Here is a 22,874-nt window from a genome sequence, read left to right as displayed (position 1 = left end):
ACGGGGACCTGTCGACATGAGTGCGCAAGTTTTCGGCAGAGGGGGCACCCGAAGGGCGGGCCGCGAGCGGGTCGCACCCGAAGCCCGCCGCCGCCCTCGGCGCCCGGCCTCGACGGAGGGGACGAGGCCGGGCCCAAGCCGACTGCCCTCGTACGGCGTCGGCCTGACGTTCCGCCATGCCGCCGCGTACGTCCTCGCTGAGCCGGGCGGGTGTATTCGTGCCGCCACACCGGTGTTGCTGAGGTGCGTCGGAGCCCCGCCGGGCGACTGATGAGTCATGACGAAGGATCAGTTGCTCACACGGCTGTCGTCGACGGCGGCGGTGCTCACCCGGCGTCGCGCCCTGCTGGCGGGCGCCGCCGCGGTCGGGGCCGCCGGCACGGCCGGAGTGCTCGCGGCGGTCACCGGCGAGGAGCGGGTCGGGCCGGCGCTCCCCGCCGCCGGCCCACCACCGGCCCACCGCGCGGTCAAGTCCTCGGCCTACCGGCTCCAGCCCCTGACCGGATACGGCCCGCCGCACACCACCCACCGCAAGACGCCGGTGCGCCACGAGCCGTTGCTGAAGGTCTCCGGACGCGGCAGGACCATGGTGCTGACCTTCGACGACGGACCCGACCCCCGCTACACCCCGCACATCCTGGACACGCTGGCCGAGCACGACGTACGGGCGATGTTCTTCGTGTGCGGGGAGATGGCGGTCGACAACCAGGACCTGCTGGCCCGGATGTCCGACGAGGGACACGTCGTCGGCAACCACACCTGGTCCCACCCCCTGCTCACCCGGCTCACCCGCTCCCGCATCCGCTCCGAGATGGAACGCACCTGCGACGTCATCGAGGACGCCTACGGCGAGCGGCCCGAATGGTTCCGTGCCCCCTACGGTGCCTGGAACCGCGCCGCCTTCCAGCTCGGCGCCGAGCTCGGCATGGAACCCCTCGCCTGGAGCGTCGACACCCTCGACTGGACCACCCCGGGCACCCGCCGCATCGTGGGCGCGGTGGAGCACGGCGCCGCCCCCGGCGTCGTGGTGCTCTCGCACGACGCCGGGGGCGACCGCTCCCAGAGTGTCCGGGCGCTGCGCGCCTATCTGCCGCAGCTCATCGATTCCGGCTATCACCTCACCGTCCCGCGACGGCAATACGTATAGCCGGATCGCGCCCGCCTGGTCGGGGAACTCTCAGCGAACCTCGACCAGGCGGGCGAAGGCGACGACGTTTCCGTCGTAGCCGTTGTTCTTGGAAAATCCGCCCCCGCAGGTGATGACCCGCAATTCGGGGGTTCCCTTGGAGCCGTAGACACGGTCTCCGGGGAAATTGTTCTTCTCGAAGACCTCGATGCCGTAGATCTCGAAGACTGCCGTCTTTCCGTCCTTGCGCCTGATCTCGACGCGATTTCCCTTCTTCAGGGCCCCGAGTCCGTAGAACACGGCGGGGCCCTGTTTGTTGTCGACATGGCCGACGACGACCGCGGTGCCCTTCTCGCCGGGGGAGACCGCGCCGGTGAACCAGCCGGCCAGATTCGGGTCCTCCGGCGGCGGCGCGCCGACCCAGCCGTCCGAGTCCAGGCCGACCGGCACCATCGGCGCGTCGACCCGGATCGTCGGGATGGAGACCCGGTCGGGCGCGGCGTACGGCAGGGGAGCGGGGGCGTTGCCGAAGGCGGAGCCGTGCACCCGGCTGTCCGCCGCGGCCGCCGACGCGGGCTGCGGCGGGCCGACGTCGAACTCCCCGGAACCGTTCCGAATGAGCGCCAGACCGGTCAGCAGAACAAGCGCTATCACGCCCCAGGGAGCGCGCTTCTTCCGCTGCTCCTCCTCTTCGGCCAGCCCGGCCAGCTCGGACGCAGACATTGACTTCCCCTCTCGACGCGGCCGTCGCCACGTCATTCGCGCATACGAGAACGCTAAGTCCCGCGCGCGGAACCGGCGACGGGTCGGCGGCGAACGGGTGGCGCCGGGACGCGGGTGGTGCGCCATCCGAGTTGCCGTGAGCAGGAATTTTCTGACGGCCCGTGACCTGCGGAGATATCCGATTGTGCGCTTTTCGTTCGGCGTGTCCTCTCACCAGTACGGCCCAATGCCGAAATGCGGGCTTGCGCACGGCATCTGAGGGTCATTCTGGGAGGCGTTTTCTCGCCGATCCACCGGGGACCGTTCCCGGGGCGTCTCCCGCGGAGGATTCACATGCGTACTACTCGTGCCCTGGCAGCCGCCGGCGCCGCGGTCGCCGTGCTCGGACTCGCCGCCCCGGCGGCCGTCGCGCGGGACGGCATGAACCTGAGCCCCAGCAATGTCGTCGCCCTGCCCAATGTCATCGCCCGGGGCGGACAACTGACCATCACCGTCAACAACTGCACCGGCAACGCCACCGCGAGCTCGGACGCGTTCCGGACGATCAGGCTGAGGACGGGGGGCAACAACCTGGCGACGGGGCGCGCCACGGTCAATCGGAACGCGTCCACGGGATCGCACAGCATCAGCGTCGTCTGCGGCAACGGCACCGTGATCAACCCCACGGCCTTCACCGTCATCGGCGGAGTCCGCGGTGGCCTCGGCGGCAGCAGCTCCACCGGGGCCACCCCGACCGACATGGCCATCGGCGGCGGCCTCGTGGCCCTGGCCGTCGTCGGCGGCGGCGTGTTCTGGATGCGCCGGCGGTCCGAGAAGCACATCTGATCTCCGCCCCTTCGGAGACGTCCGACCGCACGTGGCACAGGCCTTCGCCCCGGATTCCGAGAGGAACGACCGGGGCGGAGGTCTGCGCGCCCGGCGGAGCCGTCACGCGTCGTCCTCGCCGGGGCGACGACGGGAGAAGTAGTACGCCGCTCCGATCGACCCCGTGATCAGCGCGGCGCCCATCCCGAGCTCCTTGAGGTCGAACCCGGCGATGCTGCTGCCGCCCTCACCGGCCTGCACACCGTGGTCGGGATGGAGCGGCACCGGTGTGGGACCGTCCGGGCGGCCGCCGGCGATGGTCACACGCGTGGACCCGCTCACGCCGTCGCAGGTGAACGTCACCCGGTACACCGAACCGGGTCTGGCGTCCCAGTCGACGATGGCCGTCGCGTAGCTCTTGTGCGGCGGGATGACGACCGTGTCGAGGACGTCCGAGGTGACGGTCGCCGAACCCCTGCAGCCGCCGTGGTTCCGTTCCAGCAGGAGCGCCACCTGTCCGCCCGCGGCGATGGTCGAGGGCAGGACGCTGAAGCCGAAGGGCGTGATGCTGGTGTCGGCCTTCGCCACGGCGGCCGGTGCGGCGAAGGACAGGGCGGTCGCGCCCAGCAGTGCGGCCGAAGCGACGCGTATCGCGCGCATGGTGGTTCCTCCGGTCCCCGAGGAGCAGCTGCGGACCTTTTCCGCCTTGGTCAGAAATGCACCTCGATGACCGAAACGCTAGGAACAGGTGTACGTCCGCGCGATCGCTGTCGCTCCGAATGGGGCACGCGTGTGGGCCGGTCGGGGGACGCCGACGGTGTGTCGGACGCCGGACGTCCCCGGATGTGCCCGCGGTGGGACGCCGTCAGCCCTTGATGCCCGGGAAGAGGGCGAAGAACGGCTCCGCCGACGCCGTGATGCCACGGCTGTAGGGGGCGTCGAAGTCCCAGATCAGGAAGAGCAGGAAGGCGATCAGAGCGGAGAACAGGCCGGCCAGGATCAGCTCGCGTGTCGTACGCCGGATCTGCAGCGCGAAGACCATGCCGATGGTGACGACACCGCCGCCCAGCAGACCGAACCACACCACCCCGGGCATGGTGGGCTCGACCGAGTCGGCACGGGCGTTGCGGGCCTGGTCCACGGCCGCCACCTGGTCCACGAGCGGCTGGTAGGCCTGCGCCTCGAAGTCGGTCCTCGGCTGGTAGGAGGTGACGTCCGTGCGCATCCGGTCGAGGAGTTCGGTGCCGCGCGCCGTCATGCGGCGGTGGTCGGCCATCTCCTTCCACTCGGTGGTGACGACGTGTCCGACATAGGCGTTGACATCGTTCCGAATGCGGTCACGGGTGCCGGCCGGATAGACCTGGACCCGCTCCGAGATCTCGTGCAGCGCCTGGGCCTCCGCCTGGACGTGGTCCTGGGCTGCGCTGCGGGCCTCCCACACGCCCGCGATGGCCAGACCCAGGACGATGGCGTACACCACCCCGATCCACATCGTCATGTACTCGATGACGTCGGGGGTCTCGCTGGGATCCTCGTCCACGGGCGCCGCCTTGTGGCGGATGAGCGTGATGGCGACCACCACGGCGCACGCGGCCAGCATCGCGAGGATGAGAACAAGCCATTCCGGCAAGGGGTGCCTCCAGGATCGGCACTAGCGGGGCCGCAGGGCGGCCACGGCGACCACCGCGGGCGCGGTGATGAGCAGGACGTAGATCACGGGCGAGGTCGTGCTGTGCGTGCGCCGGTCGGGCGCCTTCGCGTGGTGGTAGGCCGGGTAGGTCACCGGGCTCGCGGAGGGGGCCGGGGCCGGCCTGGGCGGCGGCTTCCGCGTCGGGGTCGGGGTGGGGGCCGGTGTCGGGGTGGGTGCGGGGGGCGGTGTGGGGCGCGGCCGCGGGGCGGCCGGTTGCGGTGCCGGCGCGGGCGGCGGGGGAGCCGGTGGCTCCGGGGGCTCGGGGGTCGGTGCCGGCTTCGGCGGCTTCACCGTCGGTGTCGGCGTGGGGTCGGGAGGGGGAGTCGGCGTACACGGAGGCTCGGGGGGTGTCGGAGTGGGAGTGGGCGGGGGTGGCGGCTCGGGCTTCGGGCACGGCGGGAAGGTGGGCCAGGTGGGACTGCCGGCGACCGCCACCGCCTGCGCGCCGTCGGGGCCGGCAGAGGCGTAGGCGCAGGCATCCGCCTCGGCCACCCCGGCCGTGGGACCGATGAGCGCCCACGTCAACGTCAGCAGGGCCAACACCCGTATGGCGGAGGCGGATTGGGGTGATTCGGGTCGATGCACGACGGAGATCATGAGGCCTGCCACGCCCTCACACGCGCGGGCGCGAAGAGATTGGCCCGAAGGAGGGACAAGGGGTCGCCCGATGTTTGAATTCCGGGCGCGCGTCCGTCCGGTGGGGGGTACAGCTGTGCGGTCTGAGGCGGGTGTGGTCACAGCTTCCGAAAAGAAATATTCGGGACGGTTGAACACAACCCCTGCTCCGGTGCGTACCCATGGTCGTGCGGCGGCGCAGCAGGGCGCTGCAACACCCTTTTTAATTATGGGGAGTTGACGATGAAGACCTCCTGGCGGAACGCCTCACTCGTGGCAGGCGCCGCGGCGGTGCTGGTGCTGACGACGGCGTGCGGTCAGGAAGGCGGCACGTCGTCGGTGGGCAGCCAGAACGTCGGTGCCACGGCGGCGGCGGGCGGTTACGGCGGTGTCGGCTCCGGTATCGGTACCGGTACCAGCCCGAGCCCCAGCTCGACCGTGGGCGGTGGCCAGGGCAACCTGGGTGCCCAGTCGGCCTCGGCCGGCAAGCTCGAGGTCTCCGCGAACGCCGAACTCGGCGACGTGCTGACCGACAGTGCCGGTCACAGCCTCTACCGCTTCGACGAGGACACCGCCGAGCCGCCGAAGTCGAACTGCAACGGCGACTGCGCGACCGCCTGGCCGCCGGTACCCGCGAACGACGCCTCGGCCGGCGCCGGTATCGACAAGGCGCTGCTCGGTGAGGTGACCCGGGCCGACGGCAGTAAGCAGCTGACCATCGCCGGCTGGCCGGCCTACCGCTATGCGAAGGACACCAAGGCCGGCGATCTGACCGGCCAGGGCGTGGGCGGCAAGTGGTACGCGCTGGCGCCCACGGGCAAGAAGGCGTCGGTCGCCAGTCTGCCCGGACTGTCCACGCGCAACGACCCCAACCTGGGTGAGATCGTCGTCGACAAGAACGGCATGACGGTCTACCGCTTCGCCAAGGACAAGGCCTGGCCCGAGCCGGTCTCCAACTGCCTCGGTGCCTGCCTGGAGAAGTGGCCGGTCGTGGGGCCGGTGTCGGCGAACGACACCAAGGACGTCCAGAAGAAGGGCCTGATGAGCTTCACCCGCTCCGACGGCGTCAAGCAGCAGACGGTCAACTGCTCGCCCATCTACACCTTCGCGGCCGACAAGCAGCCCGGCGACACCAACGGCCAGGGCGTCGGCGGCACCTGGTACGCCGTCCGTCCCAACGGAGACATGGTCGGCGTCTCCGACAAGTGACGGCGGTCCCGCCCGAACCACCGGCCCGCCCCCTCCGCGCCGCACGGAGGGGGCGGGCCGGTTTGCCGTGATTCCCCCCAACTCCCCGCGAGTCGGCGCCCGCTCCGGAACTCTCCGGAGTGCGGCGCCTACTTTTCGTAGGGAGTTCACAGAGTTGCGCGGCGGCACGTGCCGCAGGCAGTGACCGGGAACGGACGGTCAATTTCCGTTTCCGCTCGCTCCATTGGCGGCCGATCAGTAGCCTCAGCTCGAACACCGGATCGTCTACGCCTTGGAGAGATACATGGAGCGTCCCGCCTGGGCTCCCCGGAGCATCGACATCTCGGTGCCGAGTGTCTCGCGTATCTACGACTTCTACCTGGGCGGTTCGCACAACTTCGAGGCCGACCGCGAGGCGGCCCGCAGGGCCATGGAGTTCGCACCGGGGCTGCCGAAGACCATGCAGGCCAACCGGGCCTTCCTGCGGCGGGCGGTGCGGTTCGCCGCCGAGGAGGGCATCTCCCAGTTCCTGGACATCGGCTCCGGCATCCCGACCTTCGGCAACGTCCACGAGGTCGCCCAGAGCGCCCGCGCCGGCGCCCGTGTCGTCTACGTCGACCACGACCCGGTGGCCGTCGCGCACAGCCAGGCCGTCCTGGAGGGCAACGCGGACGCGGGAGTCGTCGCCGCCGACCTTCGCAAGCCCCGCGAGATCCTCGCCAGCCCCGAGGTTCAGCGCCTGATCGACCTGAACCGGCCGGTGGCACTGCTTCTCGTTGCCATACTGCACTTCGTGGAAGACGCGGACGACCCCTACGGAGCGGTGGCGCAGCTGCGCGACGCACTCGCGCCCGGCAGCCTGCTGGTGCTCACGCACGCGTCGTACGAGGGAATGCCGCTTCCGCAGGAGCGGACCGAGGGGGCGGTGGACGTGTACAAGGACATCCGCAACCCGCTGATCATGCGCTCGCGCGACGAGATCGCGCGGTTCTTCGAGGGGTACGACATGGTGGAACCGGGACTGGTGTCGCCGCCGCGGTGGCGGCCCGAGTCGGCGACCTGGAACCCCGACGACGAGGATCCGTGGGCCTTCTCCGGGTTCGCCGGCGTGGGGCGTACCGCGTGATCGCCGAGCCGGACGGGCCGGAGGACAGACTGCGCCGGTTCGCGACGATCTGGAGCCGGGCCGTGTTCCCGGTGACGTCGACGTCCGCGACCCGGCCGGAGTTCGAGGAACAACTGCTGCCGCTGGCCCGCCGGTTGAGCGAGGCGCTCGCGGCCAGGGTCGTCGACACCGACGCGGGCCGGGCGGTCGGCGCCGCCCTCGTCGACGCGCACTGCACGGATCCGGACGCGCTGACCCGCTCCCTGGACTGCGTCGACGCGTATCTGGTGCTGTACTGCGGCGGAGACGGCGACCGCGAGGACCTGCGGTCGCGTTCCGCACGCCTCCAGCACGCCATGGCCGCCGGGTTCGCGCAGGCGCTGCGGGAGCGGACGCTGGCCGAGCAGGAGGCCATCGCGAAGGCCGCCCTCGAGGCGCAGGGCGTGGTGGCGCAGGCGCTGCACGCGACCGAGGCCCGGTTCCGCGCGGTGTTCGAGGGCGCGGCCATAGGGATCGGCATCGCCGACCTGGACGGCAACGTCCTCCAGGTCAACGGCGCGCTGCTGCGCATGTTCGGAGTCTCCGACCAGACGATGCGCGGCCGCCGGGTCCAGGAGTGGATCCACCCCGAGGACGCCCCCCAGACCTGGACGCTCTACGACGAACTCGTCCGCGGTGACCGCGAGCACTACCACCTCGAAAAGGCCTTCTACCGTCCGGACGGAACGGTCCTGTGGACCAACCTGACGGTCTCCCTGCTGCGCGACGCCGACGGCGTCCCGCAGTACCAGCTCGCCCTCATGGAGGACACCACCGAGCGCCGGCTGCTCAATCTCCGGCTGCGCTACGAGGCCACGCACGACGCGCTCACCGGACTGCCCAACCGCACGCTGTTCTTCGAGCGCCTGGAGAAGGCGCTGAACGCGGGCGAGGGCCAGCGGTTCGGCCTGTGCTACCTCGACCTCGACGGCTTCAAGACCATCAACGACAGCCTCGGCCACGCGGCCGGCGACCGGCTGCTCGTCGAGGTCGCCGACCGGCTCCAGTCCTGTGCGACCGCCCCGGGCGAGATGGTGGCCCGGCTCGGCGGTGACGAGTTCGTGGCGCTGACCACCGGGCCCGACACCGAGAGCGAGGTCGACGACCTCGCGGCGCGCATCATGAACGTGCTGCTCGCACCGGTCCGTATCGACGGCCGTGAGCTGACCGTGCGCGGCAGCATCGGCATCGTCGAGGGCCCCACGGGCGAGCGGGGTCCGGCGGAGGTCCTGCGCAGCGCCGACATCACCATGTACCGGGCCAAGTCGGCGGGCGGCAACCGCTTCGAGCTGGCCGACCCGGAGGCCGACGCCCGTGCCATCACCCGGCACGGGCTGACCACGGCGCTGCCCGCGGCCCTGGACCGCGGCGAGTTCTTCATCGAGTACCAGCCGCTGGTCCACCTCGGCGACGGCAGTGTGCGGGGCGCCGAGGCGCTGGTGCGCTGGCTGCATCCGCAGCACGGGGTGCTCGGCCCGGACCGGTTCATCCCGCTCGCCGAGCACACCGGGCTGATCGTGCCGCTCGGCCGCTGGGTCCTGGAGCAGTCGGTACGCCAAGCCCGTGAATGGCGAGAACGGTACGGGGAGAACGGCCCCCTGAGGATCAACGTCAACCTCTCGCCGTGCCAGCTCACCCACCCCGGCCTCGTCCAGGACACCGTCGACATCCTGGAGCGCGCCGGCGTCGAGCCGGACGCCCTCTGCCTCGAAGTCACGGAGTCGGCCCTCATCGGCGCCGACGACGACCTCCTCAAGCCGCTGCGCCGGCTCGCCGAGATGGGCGTCGACATCGCCCTGGACGACTTCGGCACCGGCTACTCGAACCTGGCGAACCTGCGCCGCCTCCCGGTCAGCGTTCTGAAGCTGGACCGCTCCTTCACCCAGAGCATGCAGCAGTTCCCCGCCGATCCCGTCGACCTCAAGATCGTCGAGGGTATCGTTTCGCTCGCCCACGGCCTGAACCTCGCGGTGACGGTCGAGGGGGTCGAAACCGGGGCCCAGGCCGAGCAGTTGCGGATACTGGGCTGCGACACGGCCCAGGGCTGGTACTACGCCCGCCCGGGCCCGCCGGAGCGGCTGCACGAGCTGGCGCTGGTGGACGCGACGGGCTGAGCCCCGCTCCGTTCCTAGGGCAGCGGCAGCGAGCGCAGGGAACCGTGGGTACGGGCCATGACGACGATGTGGCCCGTGTCCCTGCCCGGCGCGACGAAGACGGGGTGTTCGCCGCCTCTGGTCTGCGAGTACGCCGCGGACATGCGGGGCGCTGCGGTTCCGGTCCCGTGCGGACCGGCGTGCAGGTCGATCGTGAGCACGCGGCCCCGCCTGGTGCGGTCGTTGACGGGGGTGAAGGTCACGAACCGGCCGCCTGCCACGGCGGCGTCCGCCTCGGTGGCGTACGTGCTCCACAGCTTGCGGTCGTTCTCGAGGTCGTACGCGAACCAGTTGCCCGCGCTCGTGTCCTCAGCGCCGGCCTCGTACAGCACCAGGACCCCGTCGTCGGAGATCACCCCGCGTACGGGCTTGTCGATCGTGTTCCTCGGGGTCGGCAGCGGCCTCAGCGTCGCCGGATCCAGGCGCCGCATGGGCGGGAAGGTGTCCCCGGCGGAGAACGGGCTGCCGGTGCAGACCAGGTAGTGGCCGCCGGTGACGAGATGCGGGCACTCGACGCCCGTGGGGCTGGTCGCCACGGTGTCGCCGGTGCGGGCGTCCCGGGCGGTGACCCGGGTGCCGTCGGCCGTGTAGACGCGGCCCCGGAAGGCGGCCAGGGGTTCGCCCGTGCTCCAGGCGACGGTCCGGTGCCAGAGGGGCGTGCCGTCGGATGCGCGAACGGCGTCGAGGGCGGCGGTGCCGGTGAAGGGATCCGGTGCGTCGAGAGCGTAGACGATCCCGTCGGCAGCGCCGAGAGCCAAGTAGGTGCGACCGGTGCGCAGTTGATGGGTCCACGCCTGCGCGCCCGTCCGCAGGTTCGCCGCGCGGAGCCTGCCCGCGACCCCGGTCACGGCCCGTTCGTCGGCCGCGTCGACGACCAGTCCGGCGCTCTTGCCGTGGTCGCCCGCGGGCACGGTCCAGGTGATACGGCCGTCGGCCCGCGAACGCCCCACGAATCCGCCGGAGTTCGTCGCGCACACCACCTGGTGCGCCGTCGAGCCGCAACTGCCGTGGGCCTCCCGGCTGGAGAGGGACGCCGTCCACGCGCGCCACGGGCCGGAGACGGACCTCGAGGTCGTCTCCACCGTCGGCCCGGAGTCACCGGACGGCGAGGCGACCGCCGGGCCCTTCGGTCCGCCGGACGAGGTGTTCCCCGCACACCCCACCAGCACCAGCAGTGCCGCGCCCACCGCAACGATCTGCCGCTTCATCCCCGCCCACCCCGTCTGAGAAAACCCCATGCTACGACCGCTCACCGCTCCAGGAGCATCCGCTGCAACTCCCGTGCCGCCCGCGGCGGAGCCACATCGCTGCGGTGGGCCAGCGCGATCGTCCGGCGCAGGCCGGGCCGGGCGAGCGGGGTGACCCGCAGCCCCCGCCCCGAGCGGGTGGCGACCATGCGCGGTACGACGGCCACGCCCAGGCCCGCCCGAACGAAGCCCAGTACCGCGTCCATCTCCCCGCCCTCCACCGCGAAGTCCGGCTCGAAGCCCTCGGCGCGGCATGCGGCCACGGTCAGTTCGCGCAGGTCGTAGCCGTGCCGGAACATCACCAGGGGCTCGCTCTCCAGGTCGGCGACGCGCACGGTACGGCGTCCCGGGCCACCCGGGGCCGGTGCCTCCGGCGAGGACACGACGACCAGGTCCTCGTGCAGCAGCTCCACCGTCGTCAGCGCCGGGGACGGCGACGGCAGCGGGAGGACCACCAGGGCCAGGTCGAGGGCGCCGCGCGCGAGCAGCCGTACGAGATCGTGGGAGCCGCCCTCCTCGATCATCAGCCGGATGCCGGGATAGCGGTCGTGGAAGGCGCGCAGCACGTCCGGCAGCAGACCGGTGCACAGGCTCGGGGTCGCGCCGAGCCGGACCCGGCCGCTGCGCAGCTGCACCAGCTCCTGCACCTCGTGCCGGGCGGTGTCGGCGTCGGCCAGGATGCGGCGGGCCAGCGGCAGCAGGGCCTCGCCCGCGTCGGTGAGGGCGATGTTGCCGCGCGCCCGCAGGAAGAGGTCGGCCCCGAGCTCCCGCTCAAGGGCCTTGATCTGCTGGGACAGGGACGGCTGCGCCACATGGACGAGGTCGGCGGCGCGGGTGAAGTGCCGGGTCTCGGCGACCGCCACGAAGTACTGGAGCTGCTGGAACTGCATCCCCTTACGATAGTCGCTCTCTATGGAATCAAGCCGGACCATGTCTTGGACCGATCGGCTCGTTCGGCTCTAGCGTCTTGACCCATGGCTCTGGCAACGCGGACGGACCGACGGCCGTCCATGGCACGCACCGTGTGGGACAGCTCCGTCGGCAAGAAGACCGTGATGGCCGTCAGCGGCCTGATCATGCTGCTCTACCTGGTCGTTCACATGATCGGCAACCTGAAGATCTTCTTCGGGGCGGGCGAGTTCAACCACTACGCGCACTGGCTGCGCACGGTCGGGGAACCGTTCATGCACTACGAGTGGACGCTCTGGCTCATCCGGATCGTCCTGGTCGTCGCCGTCGTCGCGCACGCCGTCTCGGCCTACCAGCTCAGCCGCCGCGACATCAGGGCCCGGCCCGGCAAGTACGTCCACAAGAAGCCGCGGGCGAGCTACGCGACACGCACCATGCGCTGGGGCGGGACCATCCTCGGCCTGTTCATCGTGTGGCACATCCTCGACCTGACGACCGGCACCGTGCACTCCGGCGGCTTCCAGGAGGGCCACCCGTACCAGAACGTCGTGGACACCTTCTCCACCTGGTACGGCAACGTCATCTACATCGTCGCGATGCTCGCCCTCGGCCTGCACGTCCGGCACGGCTTCTGGAGTGCCGCGCAGACCCTCGGCGTCGGCAGCCGCACCCGCGACCGTGCCCTCAAGGCCGTCGCCAATGTCCTCGCACTGCTGCTCACGGCCGGCTTCATCGCCGTGCCCGTGGGTGTCATGACCGGAGTGGTGAGCTGAACATGACGTACACCGACTACGCGACCGGCGAACCGGTAGCCGACACCAGGGCTCCGGCAGGTCCGGTGGCCGAGCGCTGGGACAAGCGCCGTTTCGAGGCCAAGCTCGTCAACCCCGCCAACCGCCGCAAGCACACGGTGATCGTCGTCGGCACCGGCCTCGCGGGCGGCTCCGCGGGCGCGACCCTCGCCGAACAGGGCTACCACGTCGTCCAGTTCTGCTACCAGGACTCCCCGCGCCGCGCCCACTCCATCGCCGCGCAGGGCGGCATCAACGCGGCCAAGAACTACCGCAACGACGGCGACTCGATCCACCGGCTGTTCTACGACACCGTCAAGGGCGGCGACTTCCGGGCGCGGGAGTCCAACGTCCACCGCCTGGCGCAGATCTCGGTGGAGATCATCGACCAGTGCGTGGCGCAGGGCGTGCCCTTCGCGCGGGAGTACGGCGGTCTGCTGGACACCCGTTCCTTCGGCGGCGTCCAGGTATCCCGGACCTTCTACGCCCGCGGTCAGACGGGCCAGCAGCTCCTGCTGGGGGCGTATCAGGCGCTGTCGAGGCAGATCGCCGCCGGGAACATCGAGATGCACCCGCGCACCGAGATGCTCGACCTGATCGTCGTCGACGGCCGGGCCCGCGGGATCGTGGCCCGGGACCTCGTCACCGGTCGCATCGACACCTACTTCGCGGACGCGGTGGTGCTGGCCTCCGGCGGCTACGGCAACGTCTTCTACCTGTCGACGAACGCGATGAACTCCAACGCGACGGCCATCTGGCGGGCCCACCGGCGCGGCGCCCACTTCGCCAACCCCTGCTTCACCCAGATCCATCCGACCTGCATCCCGCGCACCGGCGACCACCAGTCCAAGCTCACGCTGATGAGCGAGTCGCTGCGCAACGACGGCCGGATCTGGGTGCCGAAGGCCAAGGGCGACACCCGTGCGCCGAACCGGATTCCCGAGGACGAGCGCGACTACTACCTGGAGCGCATCTACCCGTCCTTCGGCAACCTGGTCCCGCGCGACATCGCCTCCCGCGCCGCGAAGAACGTCTGCGACGAGGGCAGGGGGGTCGGGCCGGGCGGACAGGGCGTGTACCTCGACTTCGCCGACGCCATCCGGCGCATGGGCCGGGAGGCCGTGGCGGCGAAGTACGGCAACCTCTTCGACATGTACCAGCGGATCACCGACGAGGACCCGTACGAGGTGCCGATGCGGATCTACCCCGCCGTGCACTACACGATGGGCGGACTGTGGGTCGACTACGACCTCCAGACCACGATCCCCGGCCTGTTCGCGATCGGCGAGGCGAACTTCTCCGACCACGGGGCCAACCGCCTCGGCGCCTCCGCGCTGATGCAGGGCCTGGCCGACGGCTACTTCGTGCTGCCGGCGACCATCAACGACTACCTCGCCCGCAACCCGCACCAGGACGCGGTGACCGGTGAACACCCCGCCGTGCAGGAGGTGCTGGCGGAGACCGAGGACCGGCTCAACCTACTTCTGGCCGTCGACGGCGACCGCACCCCGGACTCCTTCCACCGCGAGGTCGGTGAACTCATGTGGGAGTTCTGCGGGATGGCGCGCACCGACTCCGGCCTGCGCAAGGCGCTGGAGCGCATCCCGCAGATCCGCGAGGAGTTCTGGCGGCGGATCAAGGTCCCGGGCACCGGCGAGGAGTTCAACCAGTCGCTGGAGAAGGCGAATCGCGTCGTCGACTACCTCGAGCTCGCCGAGCTGATGTGCCTCGACGCACTGCACCGCGCCGAGTCCTGCGGCGGTCACTTCCGCGAGGAGTCCCAGACACCCGAGGGTGAAGCCGCCCGCCGGGACGACGAGTTCGCCTACGCGGCGGCCTGGGAGTTCACCGGCACCGGCGAGGCTCCCGTCCTGCACAAGGAAGACCTGGTCTTCGAGTACGTCCACCCCACTCAGCGGAGCTACGCATGAAGCTCACCCTGCGCGTCTGGCGACAGAAGAACGCCGACGCCGACGGCGCGATGTCCACGTACGAGGTGGACGGCATCTCGTCCGACATGTCCTTCCTGGAGATGCTGGACACCCTCAACGAGGAGCTCATCCTGCGCGGTGAGGATCCGGTGGCCTTCGACCACGACTGCCGTGAGGGCATCTGCGGCGCGTGCTCGCTCGTCATCAACGGCGACGCCCACGGACCCGAGCGGACGACCACCTGCCAGCTGCACATGCGGTCCTTCTCGGACGGCGACACGATCGACGTGGAGCCGTGGCGGGCGTCCGCGTTCCCGGTGATCAAGGACCTGGTCGTGGACCGGTCGGCCTTCGACCGGATCATCCAGGCCGGGGGATACATCACCGCGCCCACCGGGGCGGCTCCGGAAGCGCATGCCACGCCGGTACCCAAGCCCGACGCCGACCTCGCCTTCGAGCACGCCGAGTGCATCGGCTGCGGGGCGTGTGTCGCCGCATGTCCCAACGGGGCGGCCATGTTGTTCACCTCGGCGAAGGTGAACCACCTGAACGTGCTGCCGCAGGGGGCACCGGAGCGGGAGACCAGGGTTCTCGACATGGTGGAGCAGATGGACGAGGAGGGCTTCGGCGGCTGCACGTTGGCGGGTGAGTGCGCGACGGCCTGTCCCAAGGGGATTCCGCTGGTCTCCATCACCAGCATGAACAAGGAATGGCTGCGGGCGACCCGGAAGGTCGCCAGGCGCTGAGAGACGTTCGCCGACAAGGTGCGGACGGGCGGGGCCGGACGTGGTGCTCAGGTCCGGCCCCGCCAAGGTCACGTGGAGAACGCCGCATCGATCAGGTCGGCCTTGCTCCGGACACCGGCGGGACACCGGCCGGTCGACGGAGTCGGAGGCCCCGGACACCTTGCCCGAGCCGTTCAGCCTCCGCACATCCGCGCTCTCGGCATCCGTCACGTACACGCCAACCGGCGTCGGGAGAACAGGGACAGCGGCACCGCTCGCCGCCTCCGCCTGTGACCTGGAGAGTGCCATGAACGGCGTTTCCACCCTGGACCGTCCCCCGCAGAGCGTCGCCCCCACCCGCTACACCGTCACCCTGGCCCGCGACGAGGACGACGTACGGGCCGCGCAGCGGCTGCGGCACGACGTGTTCGCCGGGGAGATGGGCGCCCTCCTGGCCACCCCGGAACCCGGCCTCGACGTGGACGGCTTCGACGCCTACTGCGACCACCTGCTCGTCCGTGACACCGTGACCGGCCAGGTCGTCGGCACCTACCGGCTGCTGCCCCCGGAGCGGGCCGCGGTGGCCGGACGCCTCTACTCGGAGGGCGAGTTCGACCTCGCGTCGCTCGACGCGATCCGCCCGGGTCTCGTCGAGGTCGGCCGTTCCTGCGTGCACCCCGACCACCGCGACGGCGCCGTCATCGGTCTCATCTGGGCCGGGATCGCCCGCTACATGGTGGACCGCGGCCACGACTGGCTGGCCGGCTGCTGCTCGGTCCCGCTCGCCGACGGGGGCGCCCTCGCGGCCGGTACCTGGGACCGGGTGCGCACCAAGTACCTGGCTCCCGAGGAGTTCCGGGTACGGCCCCTGCTGCCCTGGGAGCCGGCCGAGGGGACGCCCGCCGCCCACACCGAGCTGCCCCCGCTGCTGCGCGGCTACCTCCGCCTCGGCGCCTGGGTGTGCGGTCAGCCCGCCCACGACCCGGACTTCGGGGTCGCCGACATGTACGTGCTGCTGTCGATGCGCCGGGTCAACGCCCGCTATCTGCGGCACTTCCTCTCGCTCGCCCCGGCCTGATGAGCGTCTGGCTGCCCAGCGCGCCCTGCACCCCGGGGGCGTGTGTGGAGCGGACGGGGGTCGCCACGGCCGTACCCCGTGCCGTGCTGCGGCTCCTCGCGGTCACTTCGGTGCTGCTCGCCGGGATCGCGTTGCTGCCGGTCGGCCGGTTGATCCCGGCCGACGCGGTCAGGTGGTGGTGCCGGGCGGTGGTGCGGGCCTCGGGGGTCCGGGTCCGCATGTCCGGCGCCGCCACGCCTTCGGGCGGGGTGCTCCTGGTCGCCAACCACATCTCCTGGCTGGACATCCCGCTGCTCGCCGCGGTACGCCCCGCGCGGATGCTCGCCAAGTCCGAGATCCGGCAGTGGCCCGTGGCGGGATGGCTGACGGCCCGCAGCGGCGCGCTGTTCATCGAGAGGGACCGGCTGCGTGCCCTCCCGGACACGGTCGCCCGGATCGCCGACGCGCTGCGCGGGGGCGCCGCGGTCGCCGTCTTCCCCGAGGGCAGCACCTGGTGCGGTCGCGCCCAGGGCCACTTCCGTCGCGCGGTGTTCCAGGCGGCCCTGGACGCCGGGGTGCCCGTCCAGCCGGTGAGTCTGCGGTACCGCCTTGTCGACGGCGGATCCAGTACGGCCCCCGCCTTCATCGGCGACGACTCCCTGCTCACGTCGGTGTGGCGGGTGGTGTCGGCACGGGGCCTGATGGCCGAGGTGGAGGTCGTGGACCCCGTCACCCCGGGCAGCCACCCCGACCGCCGCTCACTGGCCCGGGCGGCGCAGTCGTGCTCGTGCCACGGGCGGACCGGGCAGCACACCGCCGACCGGCACCCCGACGGCCACGGCGGCGAGGCCGACCGCCCGACGGGCAACAGCCATGAGCCTGCCGGCACGCGGTGGAGGCGGTCACCGTCGGGCACCCCATAGTCAGGTGCCCGACGTCAGTGCCCTGGCCAGATAGGGGGCCGTGGCACTCCCCTCCACGCCGGCCACGTGCTCCGGAGTCCCCGCCGCCACGATCCGTCCGCCGGCGTTCCCGCCGCCCGGCCCCAGGTCGATCACCCAGTCCGCGTCCGCCACGACCGACATGTCGTGCTCGACGACGATCACCGTGTGACCGGCGTCGACGAGGCCGTGGAGTTGGCGCATGAGGACCTCCACGTCGGCCGGGTGGAGACCCGTCGTGGGTTCGTCGAGGAGGTACAGGGTGTGGCCGCGGCGGACGCGCTGGAGTTCGCTCGCGAGCTTGATGCGCTGGGCCTCGCCGCCGGAGAGCTCGGTGGCGGGCTGACCGAGGCGGAGGTAGCCGAGACCGACGTCGAGGAGGGTGGCCAGACTGCGGGCCACGGCCGGGGTGTCCGCGAAGAAGTCCGCCGCCGACTCCACCGTGAGGTCGAGCACCTGGGCGATGTTCCGTTCCCGGTACGTCACTTCGAGGGTGGCCGGGTTGTAGCGGGCCCCGCCGCAGTCCGGGCAGGGCGCGTACGTGCTCGGCAGGAAGAGCAGCTCGACGCTGACGAACCCCTCGCCCTGGCAGGTCTCGCAGCGCCCTCCCGCCACGTTGAAGGAGAACCGGCCGACACCGTAACCGCGTTCACGTGCCTCGTCGGTACCGGCGAAGACCTTGCGCACGACGTCGAACAGGCCCGTGTAGGTCGCCAGGTTGGAGCGCGGGGTCCGGCCGATCGGCTTCTGGTCGACCGAGACCAGACGGCCCACCCCCTCCCGCTCCTGCGTGATCTCGCCGACCAGCGTGGACTTGCCCGAGCCCGACACCCCGGTCACCGCGGTGAACACGCCGAGCGGGAACTCGGCCGTCACCCCGCGCAGGTTGTGCCGGTCGACCGGACCGACCGTCAACCAGCCGCGGCCGGGCCGCACTTCGCGCTTCACCACGGGGGAGCGGTCGAACAGGAACCGGGCCGTCGCCGATTCCGCGACCTCGGCCAGCTGCTCCACCGGGCCGCTGTGCAGCACCCGCCCGCCGTGCTCACCGGCCAGCGGCCCGACGTCCACCAGCCAGTCCGCCCCGCGCATGACGTCCAGCTGGTGCTCCACCACGAACACCGAGTTGCCGGCCGCCTTCAGCCGCGCCAGCACGGTCAGCAGTGCCTCGGTGTCCGCGGGGTGCAGCCCGGCGGAGGGTTCGTCGAGGACGTACACGACTCCGAACAGCCCGGAGCGCAACTGGGTGGCCAGCCGCAGCCGTTGGAGTTCACCGGCGGACAGGGTGGGCGTCGCGCGGTCCAGGCTGAGATAGCCGAGACCGAGCTCGACGATGGGCACGATGCGGGACTTGAGGTCGTCGGTGAGGAACCGCGCGGTCTCGCCGCGGGCGACCAGCGAGGCGGCCAGCTCGGTCAGCGGCAGTGCCGCGAAGTCGGCGATCGTGCGGCCCGCGAAGGTGACCGCCAGCGCCTCCGGACGCAGCCTGCTGCCGCCGCAGACCGGGCACGGGGCGGAGACCAGAAAGCCCTCGGCCTTCGCCCTGAGAGTCTGGCTCTTGGAGTCCGCGAACGTCTTCAGGACATAGCGGCGGGCGCTCATGTACGTGCCCTGGTACGGGCGTTGAATGCGGTCCGCGTCGCGCACCGGGTGCACGGTGACGACCGGCTGCTCGTCGGTGAACAGGATCCACTCCCGCTGCTCGGCGGGCAGTTCACGCCAGGGCCGGTCCACGTCGTAACCGAGCGCGTCGAGGATGTCCCGCAGGTTCTTGCCCTGCCAGGCACCGGGCCACGCGGCGATGGCGCCCTCCCGGATCGACAGCGACGGGTCGGGGACCAGCGACTGTTCGGTCGTACGGTGGACGCGGCCCAGGCCATGACACTCCGGGCAGGCGCCGGCCGCCGTGTTGGGGGAGAAGGAGTCCGAGTCGAGCCGTTCGGCGCCGGGCGGGTAGTCACCGGCCCGGGAGAACAGCATGCGCAGCGAGTTCGAGAGATTGGTGACGGTCCCCACTGACGAGCGGGACGTCGGCGCCGAACGGCGTTGCTCGAGCGAGACCGCGGGCGGCAGTCCGGTGATCTCCCCGACCTTCGGTGCGCCCACCTGGTGGATCAGCCGGCGCGCGTACGGAGCCACCGACTCGAAGTACCGCCGCTGAGCCTCCGCGTAGATCGTCCCGAACGCCAGCGACGACTTCCCCGACCCGGACACCCCCGTGAACACGGCCAGCACATCCCGCGGAATGTCGACATCCACCCCTTGGAGATTGTGCTCACGGGCACCGCGGACGCGGACATACGGGTCGTGGGAACCGTTGGGGTCGGGCATGCGGACGACTCTAACCGGAGGTGATCGTCGCCAGCCGCCGGAAGGAGTCCAGCAGGGCCTCGCGGTCGTATGTGCTGGTCGTGACCAGGACCTCCTGCGCCGCCGTCTCCTTCAGCACCGTCTCCAGCTCATGGGCGACCTGTTCCTCGGTGCCGGCGATGTGCCCGGTGAGACCGGACTCGTAGAAGCCGCGCTCCTTCTCCTTCATCGCGAGATCCTCGACGCGCTCCGCGGGCGGGAGCGGCGGGAAGGTGCCGTGGGTGCGGGAGTACGCCATCGCCCACGCCTCCGGGATCAGCAGGCGCCGCGCCTCCTCGGGGGTGGCGGCGACCGCGACCGTCCCGGAGATGACGACGTACGGCTCCCGCGCCCAGGCAGAGGGCCGGAAGTGCGCGCGGTAGTGGTCGATGCCGCGCCGCATCCTGTCGCGGCTCCTGAGGTCGCCGATGACCATCGGCAGGCCCGCGCGGGCCGCGATCGCGGCTCCCTCGCCCATGGCCAGCACGAAAGGCGGCACGGTCAGGCCTTCGGCCGGCCGGGCGTGCACCCCCGTCGGGGAGGTGCCGCGGAACCAGCCCAGCAGCTCCCCCAGCTGTACGGCGAAGTCGTCGGCGTCGTCCTTGCCGCGGCCCAGCGCCTTGCGCACACCGTCGGTGAAGCCGACCGAGCGCCCCACGCCCATGTCGATCCGGCCGGGGAAGAGCGACTCCAGGACCCCGAACTGTTCGGCGACGACCAGGGGTTGGTGGTTCGGCAGCATCACACCGCCGGTGCCGACCCGGATCGTGTCCGTGGCGGAGGCGACGGCGGCCGCCAGCACGGTCGGTGCGGAGCCCGCGACTCCCGGCACGCCGTGGTGCTCCGAGACCCAGAACCGGTGGTAACCGAGCCCCTCCAGGTCACGCGCCAGCCGGACGGTGTCCCGCAGTGCCTGCGCGTTCGTGCCGCCCTCGCGGGTGCGGGAGCGGTCCAGGACGGAGAAGCGGGTGGCGGCGATCACGGAACTCACACAGGGTTCAACGCGTGACCGGGTGGGCTATTCCCGCCGGAAAACCGGATGACCACGATCGCCGCAGGTCAGCACAATGGACCGCGTGACCGTCCAGAACATCCTGCTCTCCGGCATCGTCGGCTCGACCGCGTACGGACTCGCCCGCGAGGGCTCCGACGTGGACCGGCTCGGCATGTTCGCCGCGCCCACCGAGACCCTGCTCGGCCTGCACACGCCGAAGGAGTCCCACGTCAGCACGGCACCGGACCGCACCCTGCACGAGGCGGCGAAGTGGTGCCGGCTCGCCCTCGGCGGCAATCCGACCGTGATGGAGCTGGTCTGGCTGCCGGACGAGCTGTACGAGGTCCGCACCCCGCTGGGCGACGAACTGATCGCCATCCGCGGGTCGTTCCTGAGCGCCCAGCGGGTCCGGGACGCCTATCTCGGGTACGCCACCCAGCAGTTCAGGAAACTGGAGAGCCGCGCCGGCGACCACCGCACCGCCAAGCACGCCCGGCATCTGAAGCGGCTCTGCCACCAGGGTCTGGAGCTGTACACCACCGGACGGCTCGCGGTGCGGGTCGTGGATCCCGAGGAGTACCACCGCTTCGGGGACGCCGTCGCCGCCGATCCCGCGTCGGCCCGGTCACTGCTCGCCCACTACGAGACCGCGTTCACCGAGACCCGCAGTGTGCTGCCGGAGCGGCCCGACGAGCGACCGGCCGAGGCGTGGCTGCGCCGCGTCCGCGCGGAGTTCTACGACACGGCGGCGTGAGCGGGGGCTTCGTTGACGGGTCCGGTCCTGCCAGCCATCAACGCCGGCGGCGCGACCGCACCCTCGCCTCCCGCGGCGGTTCGATGAACTGGAGCTCCAGCGTCAGCGGCGGCTCAGCGACCCCCGGGCCGCCCGCTGCCGCCCACCGCACGACCTCCTCGGTGCCGTCGTCGTCCATGACGAACCCGATCCAGGCGGCCCGGCCACCCGCCCGGCGCCCGGCGGCGGAGGGCCGCACGACGATGACGTTCGCCTGGTCGCAGGGGCCCAGACAGTCGGTCGTGCGGACCTGGAAGCCGTGCGAGGCCGCCCCCGCCCGCAGCAGCTCCAACTGCCAGGCGTGGTCGGTGCCCGGGTTTTTGCGGGCGTCGCCGCAGCAGCAGCCCCGGCAGACGACGACGGTGCAGGAGGCGGAGCCGATCAGGGAGGTGCCGGGCGTCGAGGGCATGGGAGAAGCATGATCCATGCGGTTCGCGCCCCGCGTCACCGGGTCGGCCGGATCAGAACCTCGCTCCCACGGCGGCCCCGCTCCGCGGCACCAGGAACGACGGCGCCGACGGCAGTGAACCATCGGCCCCGCGTGCGCCGGTGAGCGGCGCGGGGTCCGTGCTCAGTACCGACGACGCGTTCCAAGTGCCGCCCAGATCCCAGGAGTTCCCGCTGGAGACGGTCGCCGAACCGAGCGCGGCGGCCTTGGCGTCGGCGACGGACAGGTTCGCGGACAGTTTGGCCTTGCCACCCGAGACGTCGGCGTCGAAGCCGGTTCCGCCGTTGGCCCACGTGGAGTTGCGCGACAGGGCGAGGGCGCCGGTGTTGCCGTTGTCCGTCACGCCGTGCGCCGCGTTCTTGAAGGCGATCGAGTTGCGCAGGGTGTGCGCCACCGCCGGTGCCGGGCTGCCGCCGCCGAGCTTGAAGCCGTTGCCGTCGCCCGCGAAGTCGGGGAAGTTCCAGCGGTTGAATCCGTTGCCGTACGCGATCGTGTTCTCGATGAGGACCGGCGAGGTGAACTTCCAGTCGTCGAAGCCGTCGTCGACGTTGTTCCACAACCGGGCGCCCCGCACGACGTTGCCGGTGCCCGACCCCTCCTTGACGGCCAGCCCGTCCGCGCTCTCGCCGTTCTTGCGCGGATCGCGGTTGGCGTAACTGTCCAGGTTCAGGATCTGGTTGTTGCTGGAGGCGCCCTGGAGCTGGAAGCCGGACTCGTAGTTGTCGTGGGTCTTCAGCCGGGCGAAGACATTGCCGTTGCAGCCGTCGCAGTAGACGCCGTAGGGACCGTTCACGATCTCCAGGTCCGAGATCCGCCAGTACGACGCCTCCTGGTGGATCGCCCCGCGCTCGGCCCGCGGGATGCTGCCGCCGACCGGGGTGTGGCTCGCCGCCAGCTGCTCGCCGTCGATCACGACCCGCTCGCCCTGATAGGCGCCGAGAGAGATGGGCTGGGACGCGGTGCCGGCGGTGGCGATGGTGATGTTGTCGGTGAGCGCGTAGGTCCCCGCCCGTACGGCGACGGTGTCGCCGGGCTTCGCCAGGTCCACCGCCCGTTGGACGGTGCGCAAGGGCTGCGCGAGGGTGCCGGGGGCGGTGTCGTTCCCGTTCGTCGCCACCACCAGGGTCGTCGGCGCCGCGGCTGCCTCGGTCGCCGGTAATGCCGTCATCAGTACGGCGCTCACCGCTGCCGCCGTCCAGATCGCCTTGTTCACGTGCATGGGGTCTCCCGCCTCGGCCTGACTGCT

General features: G+C 71.3%; 21 protein-coding genes. 11 read left to right on the top strand and 10 right to left on the bottom strand.

Annotated features, from left to right (window positions below):
• Positions 1–277: 277 nt before the first annotated feature.
• The gene (locus tag BFN33_RS17430; RefSeq protein WP_069760979.1) at positions 278–1,147 is read left to right on the top strand and encodes a polysaccharide deacetylase family protein; all 870 of its coding nucleotides are present in this window, start codon (positions 278–280) and stop codon (positions 1,145–1,147) included.
• 30 nt (positions 1,148–1,177) lie between these two features.
• Here BFN33_RS17430 and BFN33_RS17425 read toward each other — a convergent pair whose 3' ends face one another.
• Positions 1,178–1,849 carry a class F sortase gene (locus BFN33_RS17425; RefSeq protein ID WP_069760978.1) on the bottom strand — a complete coding sequence of 224 codons (672 nt, stop codon included), beginning with the start codon at positions 1,847–1,849 and terminating at the stop codon, positions 1,178–1,180.
• 333 nt (positions 1,850–2,182) lie between these two features.
• On the opposite strand from BFN33_RS17425, the gene BFN33_RS17420 reads away from it, so the two are divergent.
• Positions 2,183–2,674, top strand: coding sequence for a hypothetical protein (locus BFN33_RS17420; RefSeq protein ID WP_069760977.1), 492 nt, complete (start codon positions 2,183–2,185; stop codon positions 2,672–2,674).
• 102 nt (positions 2,675–2,776) lie between these two features.
• Here BFN33_RS17420 and BFN33_RS17415 read toward each other — a convergent pair whose 3' ends face one another.
• The 3 genes from BFN33_RS17415 to BFN33_RS54325 all read right to left on the bottom strand — a co-directional run bounded on the left by BFN33_RS17415 (position 2,777) and on the right by BFN33_RS54325 (position 4,436).
• A complete protein-coding gene (locus BFN33_RS17415) occupies positions 2,777–3,313 on the bottom strand; it encodes a hypothetical protein (RefSeq protein ID WP_069760976.1) in 537 nt (178 codons plus the stop codon).
• Positions 3,314–3,518: 205 nt separating this feature from the next.
• Complete coding sequence (locus BFN33_RS17410) at positions 3,519–4,283, bottom strand: DUF4239 domain-containing protein (RefSeq protein ID WP_069760975.1); 765 nt, start codon at positions 4,281–4,283, stop codon at positions 3,519–3,521.
• 21 nt (positions 4,284–4,304) lie between these two features.
• The gene (locus tag BFN33_RS54325) at positions 4,305–4,436 is read right to left on the bottom strand and encodes a hypothetical protein (protein ID WP_256122779.1); all 132 of its coding nucleotides are present in this window, start codon (positions 4,434–4,436) and stop codon (positions 4,305–4,307) included.
• Positions 4,437–5,201: 765 nt separating this feature from the next.
• On the opposite strand from BFN33_RS54325, the gene BFN33_RS17405 reads away from it, so the two are divergent.
• The 3 genes from BFN33_RS17405 to BFN33_RS17395 all read left to right on the top strand — a co-directional run bounded on the left by BFN33_RS17405 (position 5,202) and on the right by BFN33_RS17395 (position 9,404).
• A complete protein-coding gene (locus tag BFN33_RS17405; RefSeq protein WP_069760974.1) occupies positions 5,202–6,167 on the top strand; it encodes an SCO0930 family lipoprotein in 966 nt (321 codons plus the stop codon).
• Between the two features lie 283 nt (positions 6,168–6,450).
• Positions 6,451–7,272, top strand: coding sequence for an SAM-dependent methyltransferase (locus BFN33_RS17400; RefSeq protein WP_069760973.1), 822 nt, complete (start codon positions 6,451–6,453; stop codon positions 7,270–7,272).
• On the top strand, positions 7,269–9,404 hold the full coding sequence (locus BFN33_RS17395) for a bifunctional diguanylate cyclase/phosphodiesterase (RefSeq protein ID WP_069761137.1): 2,136 nt from the start codon (positions 7,269–7,271) through the stop codon (positions 9,402–9,404). The genes BFN33_RS17400 and BFN33_RS17395 overlap by 4 nt, the downstream gene beginning before the upstream one ends.
• A gap of 14 nt (positions 9,405–9,418) precedes the next feature.
• On the opposite strand, the gene BFN33_RS17390 is transcribed toward BFN33_RS17395, so the two are convergent.
• Entirely contained in the window at positions 9,419–10,651 is a 1,233-nt protein-coding gene (locus BFN33_RS17390) for a PQQ-binding-like beta-propeller repeat protein (RefSeq protein WP_069760972.1), read from the bottom strand.
• 41 nt (positions 10,652–10,692) lie between these two features.
• Entirely contained in the window at positions 10,693–11,580 is an 888-nt protein-coding gene (locus tag BFN33_RS17385) for a LysR family transcriptional regulator (RefSeq protein WP_069760971.1), read from the bottom strand.
• Between the two features lie 120 nt (positions 11,581–11,700).
• On the opposite strand from BFN33_RS17385, the gene BFN33_RS17380 reads away from it, so the two are divergent.
• From BFN33_RS17380 to BFN33_RS17360, 5 genes are all read left to right on the top strand, one after another.
• Positions 11,701–12,372 carry a succinate dehydrogenase gene (locus tag BFN33_RS17380; protein ID WP_069760970.1) on the top strand — a complete coding sequence of 224 codons (672 nt, stop codon included), beginning with the start codon at positions 11,701–11,703 and terminating at the stop codon, positions 12,370–12,372.
• A 2-nt stretch (positions 12,373–12,374) separates the two neighbouring features.
• A complete protein-coding gene (locus BFN33_RS17375; protein WP_069760969.1) occupies positions 12,375–14,321 on the top strand; it encodes a fumarate reductase/succinate dehydrogenase flavoprotein subunit in 1,947 nt (648 codons plus the stop codon).
• Positions 14,318–15,067 carry a succinate dehydrogenase/fumarate reductase iron-sulfur subunit gene (locus BFN33_RS17370; protein WP_069760968.1) on the top strand — a complete coding sequence of 250 codons (750 nt, stop codon included), beginning with the start codon at positions 14,318–14,320 and terminating at the stop codon, positions 15,065–15,067. Before BFN33_RS17375 ends, BFN33_RS17370 begins: the two co-directional genes overlap by 4 nt.
• A gap of 286 nt (positions 15,068–15,353) precedes the next feature.
• Entirely contained in the window at positions 15,354–16,124 is a 771-nt protein-coding gene (locus tag BFN33_RS17365) for a GNAT family N-acetyltransferase (protein ID WP_069760967.1), read from the top strand.
• The gene (locus BFN33_RS17360; RefSeq protein ID WP_218108991.1) at positions 16,124–17,026 is read left to right on the top strand and encodes a 1-acyl-sn-glycerol-3-phosphate acyltransferase; all 903 of its coding nucleotides are present in this window, start codon (positions 16,124–16,126) and stop codon (positions 17,024–17,026) included. Before BFN33_RS17365 ends, BFN33_RS17360 begins: the two co-directional genes overlap by 1 nt.
• On the opposite strand, the gene BFN33_RS17355 is transcribed toward BFN33_RS17360, so the two are convergent.
• Together BFN33_RS17355 and BFN33_RS17350 are read right to left on the bottom strand one after the other, a co-directional pair.
• Complete coding sequence (locus tag BFN33_RS17355) at positions 17,027–19,375, bottom strand: excinuclease ABC subunit UvrA (protein ID WP_069760966.1); 2,349 nt, start codon at positions 19,373–19,375, stop codon at positions 17,027–17,029.
• Positions 19,376–19,385: 10 nt separating this feature from the next.
• Entirely contained in the window at positions 19,386–20,384 is a 999-nt protein-coding gene (locus tag BFN33_RS17350) for an LLM class flavin-dependent oxidoreductase (protein WP_069760965.1), read from the bottom strand.
• Between the two features lie 85 nt (positions 20,385–20,469).
• On the opposite strand from BFN33_RS17350, the gene BFN33_RS17345 reads away from it, so the two are divergent.
• Positions 20,470–21,141, top strand: coding sequence for a DNA polymerase beta superfamily protein (locus BFN33_RS17345; RefSeq protein WP_069761136.1), 672 nt, complete (start codon positions 20,470–20,472; stop codon positions 21,139–21,141).
• A gap of 37 nt (positions 21,142–21,178) precedes the next feature.
• Here BFN33_RS17345 and BFN33_RS17340 read toward each other — a convergent pair whose 3' ends face one another.
• Positions 21,179–21,589 (bottom strand): hypothetical protein, encoded by a 411-nt coding sequence (locus BFN33_RS17340; protein WP_069760964.1) that lies wholly within the window; start codon positions 21,587–21,589, stop codon positions 21,179–21,181.
• Between the two features lie 52 nt (positions 21,590–21,641).
• Positions 21,642–22,847: a right-handed parallel beta-helix repeat-containing protein gene (locus tag BFN33_RS17335; protein WP_069760963.1), complete on the bottom strand. Its 1,206-nt coding sequence runs from the start codon at positions 22,845–22,847 to the stop codon at positions 21,642–21,644.
• Between the last annotated feature and the right edge of the window lie 27 nt (positions 22,848–22,874).

The sequence above is a fragment of the Streptomyces sp. LUP47B genome (assembly GCF_001746295.1).
Lineage (GTDB): Bacteria > Actinomycetota > Actinomycetes > Streptomycetales > Streptomycetaceae > Streptomyces.
This window is presented reverse-complemented; position numbering and strand designations above follow the sequence as displayed.